We start from the raw sequence: 15,546 nt of genomic DNA, 5'->3' as shown, positions 1-15,546 counted from the left end.
GCGGCGTATCGGCGGCCTGCATCGCACCGTCGCGCCGGTGTGGGGTGGTTCGATTCTGCACCCCGGTGGTGACGGCGCTCACCGTGGCCGGATATTCGGTGGACCCCGGACGCACCCGGAGAGTAGAAATACATCTTGTGTCTATGACGTATTCGGCGGCCGACCGGGTGTACGGCGAGGTCAAGGAGCTCATCCTGACCTGCGCGTTGCCCGGCGGCGAATTGATCAGCGAGGGCGAGATCGCCGAACGCTTTCAGGTCAGTCGCACCCCGGTGCGGGAGGCCTTCCTGCGCCTGGCCGCGGAGGGCTGGATGCGGCTGTACCCCAAGCGCGGCGCGCTGGTGGTGCCGGTCGGCGAGCGCGAGTCGCGGGAGGTCCTGGAAGCGCGGCTGCTGATCGAAGGCCACGCGGTGCGCGGTGTCGTCGAGCGGCCCGAGGCGATCGCGGCGCTCGTCGAACAGTTGCGCGCCAATCTCGCCGAGCATCGCGGGGCGCGGGGCGACGAGTTCGCCCGCATCGACACCGAGTTCCACCAGCTGATCGTCGCCGCCGGCCGCAACAGCCTGCTGCGCGACTTCTACGACTCCCTCGGCGAACGACGGCGCCGGATGACCGCGGCCAGCATGCACCGCGATGAGGGCGTCACCGCCCGGATCCACGACGACCACGCCGCCCTCGCCGACGCGATCGCGGCGGGCGACGCCGCGCGGTTCGACGATCTGCTGGCCGCGCATCTGGCCGGGGTCCACGAGGTTCCGGGGGTCGCCCGATGAGCGCCGCGACCCGGTACGGCTGGCCCGGCGTCAGCCTCGCCGTCTTCACCGCCGCCTGGGGCGGCAACGAGTTCACGCCGCTGCTGGTGATGTACCGCGCCCACTCGCACGTGTCAGCGGTGGTGGTCGACGCGCTGCTGTTCACCTACGTGCTGGGCATCGTGCCGGCACTGCTGATCGGCGGGCCGCTCTCCGACCGGCTCGGCCGCCGTCCGCTGATGCTGCCGTCGCCGATCCTCGCCGCGATCGGATCGGCGCTGCTCGCCGCCGGGGCGCATTCGGTGGCACTGCTGGCGGCCGGCCGGGTGTTCAGCGGGATCGCGCTCGGTCTGGCGATGGCGGTCGGCGGCAGCTGGATCAAGGAACTCTCCGACGCCGCCGGCGCCTCGGTGACCGCCGGGGCACGACGTGCCGCGCTCAGCCTCACCGCCGGTTTCGGGCTGGGTGCCGGCGTGGCGGCGCTGCTCGCGCAGTGGGGGCCGTGGCCCGACCAGCTCGCCTACCTGGTGAACATCGCGCTCGCCGCGGTCTCCTTCGGCCTGCTCCTGCGGACCCCGGAGACCCGCCCCGGCACGCACGACGGCCGCCTGCTCGACGATCTCAAGATCCCGTCGGCCCGCCGGCTCCGCTTCTGGCTGTGCGTGGCGCCGACGGCGCCCTGGGTGTTCGGCACGTGTGCCGTCGCCTACGCGGTGATCCCCGCGCTCCTCACCCCGAAGACCGGTGGCTGGGAGATCGTCTTCGCCGGTGTCTGCTGCGTGGTCGGTCTCACCGCGGGCTTCGGTGTCCAGACGTTCGGCCGGCGGATCGACCGTCCGGGATCGTCGCGCGCCCTGGTGACGGCGATGGGACTGGTCGTGGCCGGGATGCTGCTGGCGGCGTACACCGCGCACGTGCTGACCGTGCCCGTCGCGATCCTGGCCGCGGCGGTCCTCGGCGCCGGCTACGGCATGGCGCTCATCTCCGGGCTGCTGGAGGTCCAGCGGATCGCCGGGCCCGACGACCTCGCCGGACTCACCGCGGTCTTCTACGGGCTCACCTATCTGGGCTTCGCCAGCCCGGCGATCCTCGCCTGGATACACGAGCACTTCGGCATCGGGTATCCGGCGATGCTGATCTTCGGGGCGGCGGTGGCCGTCGTCGGGATGGCGGTCGTGGCGGGGTACCGGCCGTCCGGCGGGGTCGCCGACCGGCACCGCGAGGAGGACGTCGTCCTCGCGCGGGAGGGCGTCGCGAAATAGGGGCCCGGCGGGGCGACTCGCTGCGGGATCGGCATGGCTCTTCGGCCGTCGGCTGAGGTGCGACGAGCCCCCCGGGCGAGGAGCCTCGAAGCCGAGCCGAGGGCGGCGCGGCTCACCTGCGGCCGTGGCTCAGCCGTCGGGTGGCCCCCGGATCGGCGTGTCGCGGGCCCTGTTGCGTGTCGAGTGTCATGCGGAACCCGCGACACGAAGAACGACCCGAGACAGCCCCGGCACGGGGAGCACACGCCGCCCGGCTCCGCCCGGCGGACCGCTCAGTCAGGGTAGCCGTTCGGATTCGACGACTGCCAGCGCCACGAGTCGGCGCACATGTCGTCGACCGTCCGGGTGGTCCGCCAGCCGAGTTCGGCGTTGGCCTTCGACGGGTCCGCCCAGTTCGCGGCCTGGTCGCCGGGACGACGCGGCGCGATCTGGTACGGGATCTCCCGGCCGCTGGCACGGGCGAAGGCGTCGACCAGTTGCAGCACCGAAACGCCTTGTCCGGTACCGAGATTCCACACCGACCACGGGTCGTCGATCACGCCGAGCCGGTCGAGCGCGGCGATGTGCCCGGCGGCGAGGTCTTCGACGTGGATGTAGTCGCGGACCCCGGTCCCGTCGACCGTGTCGTAGTCGTCGCCGAACACCGACAGCTTCTCGCGCCGACCGACCGCCACCTGCGTGATGAACGGCATCAGATTGTTCGGGAAGCCGCTCGGGTCCTCCCCGATCCGGCCGCTGGCGTGCGCGCCGACCGGGTTGAAGTAGCGCAGCACCGCGATCCGCCAGCTCGGGTCCGAGGCGGCGAGATCACGCAGGATCTGCTCGATCATCACCTTGGTCCAGCCGTACGGGTTGGTGGCCGAGGTCGGCATGTCCTCGGTGCGTTCCAGCACCGGATTCTCGCCGTACACCGTCGCCGAGGACGAGAACACGAACTTCCGCACCCCGTGCGCACTCATCGCGCGCAGCACCGACAGGGTGCTGTCCAGGTTGTTCTCGTAGTAGTCGAGGGGTTGCGCCACCGACTCGCCGACGGCCTTGAACCCGGCGAAGTGGATCACCGCGTCGACCGGCTCCGCGTCCAGCAGCGCCGCGGTCGCGGCGCGGTCGGTCAGATCCACGCGGTGCACCGGGATCGACTGCCCGGCAAGCGATTCCAGCCGCGGCACCACCGAAGGCTTGGCGTTGCTGAAGTCGTCGGCGATCACCACCTCGTGGCCGGCGCCGAGCAGTTGCAGCACCGTGTGCGAGCCGATGTAGCCCGCGCCGCCGGTCACCAGTACACGCATGTGTTCTCCCGTCGAATGAGTCAGTTCAGGACGCGCTGCGTCGTCGCGTACGACGCTTCGACGCCGGCCTTCACCGGCTCCCACCAGTCGCGATGGTTCCGGTACCAGTCGACGGTCGCCGCCAGACCCGCGTCGAAGTCGGTGTAGCGCGGCGACCAGCCGAGTTCGGTCCGCAGCCGGGTCGAGTCGATGGCGTAGCGGCGGTCGTGCCCGGGGCGGTCGGTGACGAAGTCGAACGCGTCCGCCGGCTGCCCGAGCTGCCGCAGGATCGTCTCGACCACCGTCCGGTTGTCCACCTCGCCGTCGGCGCCGATCAGATAGGTCTCGCCGAGTTCGCCCCGCTCGATGATGGTCCAGACGGCGTCGTTGTGATCGTCGACGTGGATCCAGTCGCGCACGTTGCGGCCGTCGCCGTAGACCTTCGGCCGTATCCCGGTCAGCACATTGGTGATCTGCCGCGGAATCAGCTTCTCCACGTGCTGATACGGCCCGTAGTTGTTGGAGCAGTTGGAGATCGTCGCGCGTACCCCGAAGCTGCGGACCCACGCCCGCACCAGCAGGTCGCTGCCGGCCTTGGTGGAGCTGTACGGGCTCGACGGGTTGTACGCCGTCTCCTCGGTGAAGCGCGCGGGATCGTCGAGCGCCAGGTCGCCGTACACCTCGTCGGTGCTGATGTGGTGCAGCCGGGTGTCGTGCCGTCGTACCGATTCCAGCAGCGTGTAGGTGCCGACGAGGTTGGTGGTCACGAACGACGACGGATCGCGCAGCGAATTGTCGTTGTGCGACTCGGCGGCGAAGTTCACCACCAGATCCGACTCGGCGACCAGCGGATCGACGACGGCCGCGTCGCCGATGTCACCGCGCACCACCGTGACCCGTCCGGCGACCGGTTCCAGGGTGTGCGGGTTGGCGGCGTAGGTGAACTTGTCGAGCACGGTGATCTGTGCGTCGGGCCGGGTCTCGAGGGTGCGCAGCACGAAATTCGCGCCGATGAAGCCGGCGCCGCCGGTCACGAGCACCCGCATGTAAGGCTCCCCTTGGTTGACGATTCGCTCCTGCCGACTCTACCGATCGCTCCGACGCTTCCTACAGATGAATGAATCTGTGTTGATTCTCGCGGCGCCGCCCCCGGCTGGAATCCCAGCTGTTTTATCGTCGGCGCATGAAGTCGGCACACAACATGCATGCAGGAAGAATCGGCCTGATCGTGGTATTGATCGCCCTGATCTCGACCATCCTCGCACCCAACGCCTCGGCCGCGCCGAGCTACGCCAGTGGCACCGTTCAGTGCGCGAGCGGTAATGAGGTTGCGGGTGTCTGGGTCGCAGCTAAGAACGGTGGGTCGAACTGGGCCAAGGTGACCAAGACACGAGGTCTTGCGTCACACGCGCGATTCGAATACAAGCTCCCCAAGGGTGGGCAGTACCTCGTCAACGTGGGCTGCGGCTGGAAAAACAAGTCGCTATGGGACCACACCAAGGTGTGGAAGACCACCAACCGCAGCGTGATCTACGTTAGCGGCGCCAGGAACTTCCTCTGCTACGACGTCAAGGCATACATCCCGAAGAATCTGAGCAACTCCGTCTACCAGACCTGCATCGTTTAGGCTGAGCGCCCGAAACGACCTAGCCGAAACGCCCGCGGCACGTGCTGCCGCGGGAGTTGGGCGAGTTGCTGGGCACCGGGACCGCCCGCCGCGAGAACGTTTCTCCCCGGTGGAGCCGATAGGGTGAACGCATGCGCGGAATCATCCTGGCCGGCGGCACCGGAACGCGCCTGCATCCGATCACGCAGGGCGTCAGCAAGCAGCTGGTCCCCGTGTACGACAAGCCGATGATCTACTACCCGCTCTCCACGCTGATGCTGGCCGGGATCCGCGACATCCTGGTGATCACCACTCCGCGCGACCGCGCCGCCTTCGAGTACCTCCTGGGTGACGGTTCCCGCTTCGGGATCTCGCTGAGCTACGCCGTGCAGTCGGAGCCGAACGGCCTCGCGCAGGCGTTCGTCATCGGCGCCGAGCACATCGGCGACGACTCGGTCGCGCTCATCCTGGGCGACAACATCTTTTACGGCCCCGGCCTCGGCAGTCAGCTGACGGGCTTCGGTGACGTCGACGGCGGCGCGATCTTCGCCTACCGGGTGGCCGATCCGGGGGCGTACGGCGTCGTCGAGTTCGATGACGCCGGCCGGGCGATCTCGCTCGAGGAGAAGCCCGCCTCGCCGAAGTCGGGCTACGCGGTCCCGGGTCTCTACTTCTATTCCAGCGACGTGGTCGACATCGCCCGCGAGCTCGCGCCCTCGGCGCGCGGCGAGTACGAGATCACCGACATCAACGCCGAATACCTGCGTCAGGACCGGCTCGCCGTCACGGTGCTGCGCCGCGGCACCGCCTGGCTCGACACCGGCACCTTCGATTCGCTCCTCGACGCCGGGAACTTCGTGCGGACCGTCGAACAGCGGCAGGGCCTCAAGATCGCGGTGCCCGAGGAGATCGCGTGGCGGCTCGGCTATCTGTCCGACGACGAGCTGCGCGCCCGGGCCGGGGAACTCACCAAGTCGGGCTACGGGCGGTACCTGCTCGACGTGATCGACCGCGGTCCGGAACTGTAGCTGTAGGGTCCCCTGACGTGGCCGTGTCGCGCATGTGGCGGTCGGGCGAGGCCTGTGGCGGTCGAGCGAAGGCCTATGACGGTCGAGCGAAGTCGAGACCAACGAAGGGAACACGGTGCAGGTACGAGAGCTGAGTATCGAGGGCGCGTGGGAGTTCACCCCGACCGTCTACGAGGACGACCGCGGCCTCTTCCTGGAGAGCTTCAAGGCGGAGGTCGTCGCCGAGACGATCGGCCACGACCTCACCCTCGCGCAGGTCAACACCTCGGTCTCCGCCGCCGGGGTGATCCGCGGGATCCACTTCGCGGACGTCCCGCCCGGCCAGGCCAAGTACGTGACCTGCACGGCCGGCGCGGTGCTCGACGTGATCGTCGACCTGCGCGCCGGGTCGCCCACCTTCGGCCTGCACGACGCGGTACTGCTCGACGACGCCGACCGCAAGGCCGTGTACCTGTCCGAGGGGCTCGGCCACGCGTTCTGCTCGATGCGGGACGGCTCGGTGGTCACCTACCTCTGCTCCACCGGCTACAACCCCGGTGGCGAGCACGGGATCCATCCGCTCGACGCCGAACTCGGTATCGGCTGGCCGACGGTCGGCCGCGACGGCACCCCGCTGGCCTTCGTGCTGTCGGAGAAGGACGCCGCCGCACCCTCGCTGTCCGGCGCGCTCGCCTCCGGGCTGCTCCCGGAATTCGGTGCTGTCGTGGAGTACCGCGGGTCGTTGGCCCGCTGATTCGACCGGGCCGCAGCGCTGATGAGGGCGCCGAGCGACGCCTGACCCGGACGGGCCGCGACAGATCGCCGCGTCCTCGTCGGCCATCCCCGAATATCGGGTCACGAGGGGAATGGTCCCTCGTGACCCGTCATCTGGGTGTGGCCGACGAGGCTACTTCCCGAGGACCTTCGACAGCAGGCCACGCAGGCCGGAGGAGGAGCGGAAACGGGGGCACGAACCGTCCGCGCAGAGCGAGCAGTCGGTGCCGTCTCGGTAATGTGCGTGGGCTGCGCGGTCGTGACCGCAGACGCACAGAGCACTGGCCATGCCACGAGACTACTCGGCGGTAGCGCCGCCGGGGGCTTCTCTCCGGTCAGCCGGAGAGAGTCGGCGATATGCCCGTTCGCGGGGCGCCGGCCGGTCGCCCAGACCGATGAATCTCGGCTTCCCAGCAGTGGTTTCGGGGGATGACGTCAGTAGCGTGTGCGTTCTGGAACGCCGTGCCCGACGCGGTGGGAACGACGGAGGAGGCGCACGTGAGATCGATTGTGACGAGGACTCTGGGGGCGGCGGCGCTGGCGGCAGCGGCGATCGGCTTGGCCGCGTGCGGGCCGTCTGGCTCCGGAGACGGTAGCGGGCACGGTGGCGGCGAACACCAGAGTCAGCCGATGCGGTCGAAGGATGGTTGTCTGTTGCCCGATCCGCACTTGTCCTACAGCGAAGTGAATGCAGCGCTTCGTGGCGAGCAGGGGATGACCTCCCGCCCGGCTCCGTCCGGCAGCAGCGGTGACCCAGAAATGGACGAGCTCGATGCGGGGACCGCGAAGCTGTGGAGTGAGATTCCGGAGGGCGGAACGGTGAAGGCCGTCGAGTACATGTGCCCGATGATTGTCGAGGCTTCGCGGGCGGACGCCGAATCCGGTGAATTGGTCAACGAGCCCTATCTGTGGTTGCTTTCCTACTCCTTTCCTGCCTGTGTGGCCACCGATGCCGAGATCGGGCACTTCGTGAGTTCGGATCCGTCGGTCGCCGCGAACTATCGGAGCACCTATCAGGCGGGTAAGAACAAGACGGCGGAGCAGGTTGGAGCCACGAGTTCGGCGACCGTGGCAGCGGGCAAATATCTCTGTCCGCAGAACTTCGGATGATAGGTGTGTCCGCGGCCTTCGCCTACTGGTGACTGGTCCCGGTCGGCCGGACCGCGTACACCACACGGTGCGCCACGTCGCCGGGCGGGCCGTCCATCGCGAAGCCGTACCGCTCGGCGAGGGCACCGAAGAACGTGCCGTCCGAATCGGGGTCGATGCGCTCGAGGACGCCGCGCACTTCGAGGTAGCGGTAGGGCTGGTCGGGATCGTTCACGGAGAACGCGACCTCGGGGTGGGCGGTCACGTTCTTGTACTTCTGCCGGACGGTGGTGTTGGTGAAGTAGACGAGCTCGCCGTCCCAGGAGAACCACATGGGGTTCACCTGCGGCGTGCCGTCGGGCCGGATGGTCGCGAGGTTGGCGTAGAGGGGGCGTTCCAGCAGATCGCGGTGGGAATCGGGGATCACGGACACGGGCCTCGCCTTCCGAGGGTGGAGAGTCATTCACGGCCCGCGGAGATCCAGGCCGGGTCGGCGACGATGTTGCGCCCGCCGACGACCAGTCCGGCGACCTCGTCGAGCGCGGCGACCGCTTCGTCGTCGAGCACCAGGTCGACGGCGGCCGCGTTCTCGGCGACGCGGGACACCGAGCGGGTGCCGGGGATGGGGACCACCGGCAGCCCGGCGCGACGCCCGGCGGCGTACAGCCAGGCCAGGGCCACTTGTGCGTTGGTGGCGCCGACGCGGCGCGCGACTCCGGACACCACCTCGACCACGCGCTGATTCGCGTCCCAGTTGTCGCCGGTGCGGGCGGTGGCGCCGCGGAAGTCGGACGCGATCTGCTCGCGAGTCAGGGTTCCGGTGAGAAAGCCCCGGCCCAGCGGGGAGTAGGGGACGAAGCCGACGCCGAGTTCGGCGCACGCCGGCACGACCCGCCGCTCCACGTCGCGCGACCACAGACTCCACTCGCTCTGCACCGCGGCGATCGGGGCGACGGCGCACGCGGCGCGCAGTTCGTCCGCGGTCACCTCGGACAGTCCCAGATGGCGGACCTTGCCCGCGGCCACCATCTCGGCCATCGCGCCGACGGTCTCCTCGATCGGGACGTCGGGATCCCGGCGATGCATGTACCAGAGGTCGATGACCTAGGTCTTCAGTCGTCGCAGCGACGCATCGCAGGCGGCCCGGACGTACTCGGCGTCGCCGCGCGTCCGCTTCCCGGCACCGAGGCCCGGCCGGCCGTCGGCGGCGCTGCGTCCGGTGATCCCGAACTTGGTGGCGAGCACCACCTCGTCGCGGCGGTCCGCGAGAAGCCGGGCGACCAGCCGCTCGTTGGTGCCCGCCGGACCATCGGTGCCGGGGAGAGGTTCGCCGTAGACGTCGGCGGTGTCGATCAGCGTGATCCCGGCGTCGACCGCGGCGTTCAGGACGGCGAGTGCGGTGTCGCCGTCGGTCCCGCCGTAGACGTGCGTGACGGCCATCGCGCCGAAGCCCAGCGCGGAGGTGACCAGGCCGTCGCCCAGTTCGGTGGTGTGCATATCGGTTGCTCCTGTCGGTATCGGTCAGTCGTCGGTGCGACGCTGCTCGGTGAGTTCGTCGGGGTCGGTGATCGGTCGCTCGGCGCAGTCCAGGCCGGCGTCGATCAGCCGCGAGTAGTGGGCGATCTTGGCGTCGACGGCCTCGAGATCCCCGATCAGCTCGCGGATCCGGGACTCGATCTCCTCCCGGTGGTCGGCGAGCAGCCGCATCCGGCGGCCGTGGGTGCGGGATCCCTGACCGACCATCGTCACGAAGTCGCGCATCTGGGCGACCGGCATTCCGGTGCGGCGCAGCCGGACCAGAAGGTCGATCATCGCGACGGTGGCGTCGTCGTAGCGCCGCACTCCGGCGGAGGTGCGCGGGACGGCGGGGATCAGGCCTTCGGACTCGTACCAGCGCAGGGTGTCGCGGGAGAGGCCGGTGCGCGCGGAGACGTCGGAGATGGTGAGGCCGGTGTCGTCGTGGGGCATGCTGCCACGCTAGGACCTGGAGTGCACTCCAGCGCAAGGCGGGATCGTACTGACCCGTATAGGGGCCGCCGACCGCAATAGGAGGTCGGCCGCTCCTATAGGGGTCAGTACGCTCGGGCGGAGAGTGTGGTCTCGACTCCGCTCGACCATCATGGCTTCGCTCGACCGGCTTGCGTTCCGCTCGGTAGGTCAGGGTTCGGGGAAGGGCGGGAGTTCGGGGACGAACAGCCAGTCGCGCCAGAAGTCGTTCAGTGACTCCCCGATGTAGGTGCCGGCCAGGGCGATGAAGTCCTCGGTGATCACCGCGCGGTAGCGGTACTTGTCGGTCCAGCGGCGCAGCAGCTGGAAGAACGCGCTGTCGCCGAGCCGCAGCCGGAGGGCGTGCAGGGTGATGGCGCCGCGCTTGTACACCCAGTCGTCGAACATCAGCTTGGGGCCGGGATCGGCGAGCGGCACTTTGACCGGGTTCGCGGCGAGCTTGGCGTAGTAGTAGCGCGCCCATTCGTCGGCCGACTTGCCGCCGCTGCGCTGGCTCCACAGCCACTCGGCGTAGCAGGCGAAGCCCTCGTTGAGCCAGATGTCGCGCCAGCGTCCGAGGGTCACCGAATTGCCGAACCACTGGTGCGCCAGCTCGTGCGCGATCAGCCGCTCATGCGTCAACGATCCGTCGCAATGATTGGCCCCGAACGTCGAAAAGCTCTGCGCCTCGAGCGGAATGTCCAGATCCTCGTCGACCACGACCGCCGTGTACAGCGGAAACGGGTACGGCCCGAACAACTCGCTGAACACGTCCATCATGGCGACCTGGTTGCGGAAGCTCGCGTCGAACTGCCGGGTCAGCCGCCGCGGTGCGAGCGCGTAGACCGGCACCGGGGCGCCGGCCAGCTGCCGGTGCTCGTACTCGCCGATCTGGAGGGTGGCGAGGTAGGTCGCCATCGGCTCCACCTGCTCGTACACCCAGGTGGTCTGCGCCGCCGCCCGCTTCTTGGAGATCAGGACACCGTTGGCGAGCGCGTAGTACGGACTGTCGGTGGTCAGTGTGATCTGGAAGGGTGCCTTGGCCTCGGGATGGTCGTCGCACGGGAACCACGTCGGCGCGCCGTTGGGCTGGTTGGCGGTCAGCGCGCCGTTCTCCAGTTCCTCCCAGCCGACCTCGCCCCACGGCGAGCGCAGCGGACGCGGGGTGCCGGCGTAGCGCACGACCACGGTCAGCGCACCGCCCGGCGGAATCGCCGCGGCGGGGGTGATCGCCAGTTTCCCGCCGCGATGGCTGTACCGCGACTGCTTGCCGTTCACCGTCACCCGCTCGACGCGCATGCCGCCGGCCAGATCGAGGGTGAACCGGCTGAGCTGCTGGTACGACGTCGCCGTGACCGTCGCGGTGCCGCGCAGCCGGTTGGGAGCGACGCGATAGTCGAGCGTGAGGTCGTACCGGGAGACGCGGTACCCCAGATTCCCGTTGTTCGGCAGATACGGATCGAGCTCGTGAGAGGTGCCGCTGAGGGTGGGGGTGTGCGAGAAGCCCTTGAGCCTCTTGTTCGGCACCTGTCCTCATCTCTGTTCGCCGGGAAGTAAGTCGGTGCTCACCCTACCGGGGGTCGTGACGGGCCGCTTGCCGATGGCGCTGACCGCAGGCGTGGCGTAGCAATCCGGCATTCGCGGTGAACGTCGCTGGACTCGCCAGTCGGTCGCCGAACGGCCGCGGCGGACCGGCGCAGCGACGTCACGCCTGCGGTCAGCCGGGCGATTGCTCGCCGGGCCGGCGTTGCGGGGAGGGGTGCTCGGTCGGACTCCGCGGTCCACGGGTGCCGGACGGCCGGAACGACCTGTGCCGGGATCGGCGTGGAGGTCAGTCGTGCGGCCAGGGGGCGATCGGGTTGCCCTGCCAGCGGGTGTGCGCGGGCACGTGGTCGCCGCGCATCACCAGTGAGCCGGGGCCCACGGTGGACGCCGCGCCGAGCTGCGAGGCGGGCAGCGCCACGCAGTGCGGGCCGAGCGTGGACCCGGCTTCCAGGCGCACCGAGTCGATGGCCATCACCCGGTCGTGGAACAGATGCGTCTGCACCACGCAGCCGCGCTGCACGTTGGCGCCGTCGCCGACCTCCACCAGATCGGCCTCGGGCAGCCAGTACGACTCGCACCACACGCCGCGGCCGATCTTCGCGCCGAGTGCGCGCAGCCACAGGTTGATCACCGGCGTGCCCGCGGCGGCGTTGGCGAACCACGGCGCGGCCACGGTCTCGACGAACGCGTCCGACAGCTCGTTGCGCCAGATGAACGAACTCCACAGCGGGTGCTCACCGGCCCGGACCCGGCCGATCACCAGCCACTTCGCGCAGGCCGCGACGACGCCGGCTACCCCGCCCGCGACCAGCAGGATCAGCCCGCTCACCACGGTGGCCACCGCCGCGTTCGACGACGACGCCACCGCCTGCAGCGCGGCCAGCACCCCGACCCCGATCAGGAACGACACCCACACCGCGATCAGGCGCAGCGTCTCCACCACCGAGCGCGCCACCTTCAGCCGCAGCGGCGGTGCGAAGGTGCGCGAGGTGTCGGCCTCCCCGGCCGTGCGGCGCAGCCGCTGCGGCGGGCTGCCCAGCCAGCTCGACCCGGACTTCGCCTTCTCCGGCGCGGCCGACAGCACCGCGACCAGACCGCCCTTGGGCACCTTGCGGTCGGGGGCGACCATCCCGGAATTACCGAGGAACGCCCGCTTGCCGACCCGTGCCTCGCCGATCCGCATCCAGCCGCCGCCGAGTTCGTACGACGCCATCAGGGTGTCGTCGGCGAGGAACGAGTCGTCGCCGACCACGGTGAACTTGGGGACCACCAGCGCGGTGGAGATCTCGGTGCCCTTGCCGATCCGCGCGCCCAGCGCCCGGAACCACACCGGGGTCAGCAGGCTGGCGTACAGCGGGAACAGATAGGTGCGCGCCGAATCCATCACCCGCTCGGTGAGCCACACCTGCCAGCCCACGCGGCTGCGCACCGGATACGACCCCGGCTTCAGCCCGAGCGATGCCAGGCGCACGACGATCAGCGTGAGCAGTGCGAACACCGCCAGCGCCGCGAGCACCCCGAGCGGGCTCAGCGAGAGGGCCCGTAACAGCGCCGCGCCGAGCGAGTCGGCCGACAGCGCCCAGCAGAAGGTGACGACCAGTCCGGCGGCCAGCGAGACCAGCGGGATCCCGGCGATCAGCAGCGCACTGCCCGCGTAGATCGGGACCCAGTGCCGCCGCGACGCCGGGCGCTGCGCCGGCCACGACTTGCGGGCCTTGCCGAGTTTGCCCGCGGGCGAGCCGCCCCAGCGCTGCCGGGCCTTGACCTTGCCGATCACCGTGGACCCGGGGTCGACGATCGCATCCCGCCCGACGACGCTGCCGGGCAGCAGCGTGGACCGGGAGCCGACGGTCGCGCCCGGCTTGACCTCGACGGTGCCCAGGTGGAGGACGTCGCCGTCGAGCCACCAGCCGGACAGATCCACTTCCGGCTCGATCGCCGCGCCGTCGCCGACGCGGAGCAGTCCGGTGACCGGTGGCAGCGAATGCAGGTCGACGCCGCGGCCGATCCGGGCACCCAGGGCGCGTGCGAGCGTCGGGATCCACGGCGCGCCGGACATGTTGTGCGCGCCGCTGGCCACCATCAGCCGCTCGGCGGTCCACAGCCGGACGTGGACGCTGCCGCCCCGCGGGTGGTCGCCCGGAGTCACACCGCGCAGCAGCAGCCGGGCCCCGCCCGCGGCGATCAGCAGGCGGCCGAACGGCGTGACGAAGATCAGGAACGCGACCAGCAGCACCCACCAGTCGACGTGCACCAGCCAGCTCGCGCGATAGCCGAGCGCATCGGCGACGGCGCGGCCGGCGTTGTTGGCGACGCCGAGCCAGGTCATCCAGGCGAAGCCGGTGAGGGTGGCCAGCGGGATCGCGGCGAGGGCCTGCGCCAGTCCGGTCGATGCCGGCATCGGCACGACGTCCCGTTCGGCGATCGCCTCCGACGGTGCCAGCGAGTCGAGGAGTTCGGCGAGAGAACCGAGCCGCGGGTGGTCGTACAGGTCGGCGACGGTCACCTCGGGGTGGCGGCTACGCAGCGCGCTGACCAGCTGGGCTGCGGATAGCGAGCCGCCGCCCTCGGTGAAGAAGTCGGCGTCGGCGCTGGTCACCTCGGTGCCGAGGATCGCGGTCCACTGTTCGGCGAGCCAGGCCTGCGTGGGGGTGAGGTCTTCGGCCGCGGCCGAGTCGGCGCCGCCCGCACCGGGCACCGGCCACGGCAGCGCGTCGCGGTCCACCTTGCCGGAGGTGCGGGTGGGGAGTTCGTCGAGCAGGACCAGCCGCGGAACCATGGCGGCGGGGAGTTCTTCGCGCAGCCGCATCTGGGCGGCGGTGAGGTCGAACGCGGAGTCGGTCGACGCCAGGTAGCCGACCAGCAACGACGTGCCCGCGGCGTTCTTGCGCACCGCGCACGCGCCGCCGCTCACGCCGGGCAGGTTCTGCAGCGCGTTGTCGATCTCGCCGAGCTCGATGCGGCGCCCGCCGATCTTCACCTGGTCGTCGGCGCGGCCCACGAACAGCAGCCCGGCCGGGTCTAGCCGGACCACGTCACCGGACCGGTAGGCGCGCTCCCAGCCGAGCGACGGCAGCGGCGCGTACTTCTCGGCATCCTTGGCCGGGTCCAGATAGCGGGCCAGGCCGACGCCGCCGATCACCAGCTCGCCGGTCTCGCCGACCTCGACGGGCTCGCCCTGGGCGTCGACCACCACCAGGTCCCAGCCGATCAGCGGCAGGCCGATCCGCACCGGTTCGCCGGCGCGGAGCTGCGCGGCGGAGGCGACGACGGTCGCCTCGGTGGGGCCGTAGGTGTTCCAGACCTCGCGGTCGCCGGTGGCCAGCCGGTCGGCCAGTTCCGGCGGGCAGGCCTCGCCGCCGAAGATCAGCAGCCGGACCGCTTCGAGCGCTTCGGCCGGCCACAACGCCGCCAGCGTCGGGACGGTGGAGACGACGTTGACGTCGCGCATCACCAGCCACGGTCCCAGGTCCATGCCGCTGCGCACCAGGGCCCGCGGCGCGGGCACCAGGCAGGCGCCGTTGCGCCAGGCCAGCCACATCTCCTCGCACGACGCATCGAAGGCGACGGACAGTCCGGCGAGTACCCGGTCGCCCGGGCCGAGCGGCGCATCCTGCAGGAACAGCGCGGCTTCGGCGTCGACGAAGGCCGCGGCGTTGCGATGGGTCACCGCGACGCCCTTCGGGGTACCGGTGGACCCGGAGGTGAAGATGATCCAGGCGTCGTCGTCGACGGTGACCGGCGACGACGCGAGTTCGGCGGCGTCACCGGACGCGCGATGCCGGCCGCCGCGCGCATGCAGGCCGTCGGCGTCGAGCAGAGCGTCGATCTCGGCCTCGCCGAAGACCAGATCGGCGCGCTCATCGGGGTCGTCGGCGTCGACCGGGACGTACGCGGCGCCCGCCCAGAGGGTGGCCAGGATGGCGATGTACAGATCGCGGTGCCCGGACGGCATCCGGATCCCGACACGGTCGCCGCGGCCGACGCCGGACTCGCCGAGGCGGCCGGCGACGCGGCGGATCACCGCGATCAGCTCGGAGTAGGTGAGGATCTGCTCTCCGTCGTCGATCGCGGGCGCATCGGGATGCGCGAGGGCGGTCGCGAGCAGGACGTCGACGAGCGTGCGCGGCGGCGTCGCCTGCCCGGCGCGCAGAAACTCCACGGGTATCGGCACAGCGTTGATTGTGCACGAGCATGTCGGGTTTCGTGCGGTCCCCCGGGTGCGCGTCGATGGTTGATGACGCCTGGGTTGCGCAG

Annotated in this window: 12 protein-coding genes and 1 pseudogene; 6 read left to right on the top strand and 7 right to left on the bottom strand. The window is 70.3% G+C overall.

The window, feature by feature from the left end:
* The first annotated feature begins 143 nt into the window (after nt 1-143).
* Nucleotides 144-773, top strand: a complete 630-nt coding sequence (locus ACSEEN_RS07830; protein ID WP_440712845.1) for a GntR family transcriptional regulator — start codon at nt 144-146, stop codon at nt 771-773.
* Nucleotides 770-2,014, top strand: a complete 1,245-nt coding sequence (locus ACSEEN_RS07825) for an MFS transporter (RefSeq protein WP_440712844.1) — start codon at nt 770-772, stop codon at nt 2,012-2,014. Before ACSEEN_RS07830 ends, ACSEEN_RS07825 begins: the two co-directional genes overlap by 4 nt.
* 272 nt (nt 2,015-2,286) lie before the next feature.
* Here the strand turns inward: ACSEEN_RS07825 and galE are convergent, their stop codons facing one another.
* Complete coding sequence (galE, locus tag ACSEEN_RS07820; RefSeq protein WP_440712843.1) at nt 2,287-3,303, bottom strand: UDP-glucose 4-epimerase GalE; 1,017 nt, start codon at nt 3,301-3,303, stop codon at nt 2,287-2,289.
* 20 nt (nt 3,304-3,323) lie between these two features.
* Complete coding sequence (gene rfbB / locus ACSEEN_RS07815; protein ID WP_440712842.1) at nt 3,324-4,328, bottom strand: dTDP-glucose 4,6-dehydratase; 1,005 nt, start codon at nt 4,326-4,328, stop codon at nt 3,324-3,326.
* Between the two features lie 137 nt (nt 4,329-4,465).
* Between rfbB and ACSEEN_RS07810 the strand changes: the two genes are divergently transcribed.
* The 4 genes from ACSEEN_RS07810 (at nt 4,466) to ACSEEN_RS07795 (ending at nt 7,779) form a co-directional block, all read left to right on the top strand.
* On the top strand, nt 4,466-4,909 hold the full coding sequence (locus ACSEEN_RS07810) for a hypothetical protein (RefSeq protein WP_371308332.1): 444 nt from the start codon (nt 4,466-4,468) through the stop codon (nt 4,907-4,909).
* A gap of 131 nt (nt 4,910-5,040) precedes the next feature.
* The gene (gene rfbA, locus ACSEEN_RS07805; protein ID WP_298444333.1) at nt 5,041-5,916 is read left to right on the top strand and encodes a glucose-1-phosphate thymidylyltransferase RfbA; all 876 of its coding nucleotides are present in this window, start codon (nt 5,041-5,043) and stop codon (nt 5,914-5,916) included.
* A 115-nt stretch (nt 5,917-6,031) separates the two neighbouring features.
* Nucleotides 6,032-6,649, top strand: a complete 618-nt coding sequence (locus tag ACSEEN_RS07800) for a dTDP-4-dehydrorhamnose 3,5-epimerase family protein (RefSeq protein WP_371308333.1) — start codon at nt 6,032-6,034, stop codon at nt 6,647-6,649.
* 518 nt (nt 6,650-7,167) lie between these two features.
* Nucleotides 7,168-7,779, top strand: a complete 612-nt coding sequence (locus tag ACSEEN_RS07795) for a hypothetical protein (protein ID WP_371308335.1) — start codon at nt 7,168-7,170, stop codon at nt 7,777-7,779.
* 22 nt (nt 7,780-7,801) lie between these two features.
* On the opposite strand, the gene ACSEEN_RS07790 is transcribed toward ACSEEN_RS07795, so the two are convergent.
* From ACSEEN_RS07790 to ACSEEN_RS07770, 5 genes and pseudogenes are all read right to left on the bottom strand, one after another.
* The gene (locus ACSEEN_RS07790; protein ID WP_371308336.1) at nt 7,802-8,191 is read right to left on the bottom strand and encodes a PPOX class F420-dependent oxidoreductase; all 390 of its coding nucleotides are present in this window, start codon (nt 8,189-8,191) and stop codon (nt 7,802-7,804) included.
* 26 nt (nt 8,192-8,217) lie between these two features.
* Nucleotides 8,218-9,255: pseudogene (locus ACSEEN_RS07785) on the bottom strand (aldo/keto reductase).
* Nucleotides 9,256-9,279: 24 nt separating this feature from the next.
* Nucleotides 9,280-9,726 carry a MerR family transcriptional regulator gene (locus ACSEEN_RS07780; RefSeq protein ID WP_247865354.1) on the bottom strand — a complete coding sequence of 149 codons (447 nt, stop codon included), beginning with the start codon at nt 9,724-9,726 and terminating at the stop codon, nt 9,280-9,282.
* A gap of 189 nt (nt 9,727-9,915) precedes the next feature.
* Nucleotides 9,916-11,271, bottom strand: coding sequence for a M1 family metallopeptidase (locus tag ACSEEN_RS07775; RefSeq protein ID WP_247865353.1), 1,356 nt, complete (start codon nt 11,269-11,271; stop codon nt 9,916-9,918).
* A 304-nt stretch (nt 11,272-11,575) separates the two neighbouring features.
* A complete protein-coding gene (locus ACSEEN_RS07770) occupies nt 11,576-15,463 on the bottom strand; it encodes a Pls/PosA family non-ribosomal peptide synthetase (RefSeq protein WP_440712841.1) in 3,888 nt (1,295 codons plus the stop codon).
* Between the last annotated feature and the right edge of the window lie 83 nt (nt 15,464-15,546).

It is taken from the genome of Gordonia marina (genome assembly GCF_052036135.1).
In the GTDB taxonomy this organism is placed as follows: Bacteria; Actinomycetota; Actinomycetes; order Mycobacteriales; family Mycobacteriaceae; genus Gordonia.
Note: the sequence above shows the minus strand (reverse complement) of the source record. Positions and strands in the feature narration are given on the sequence as shown.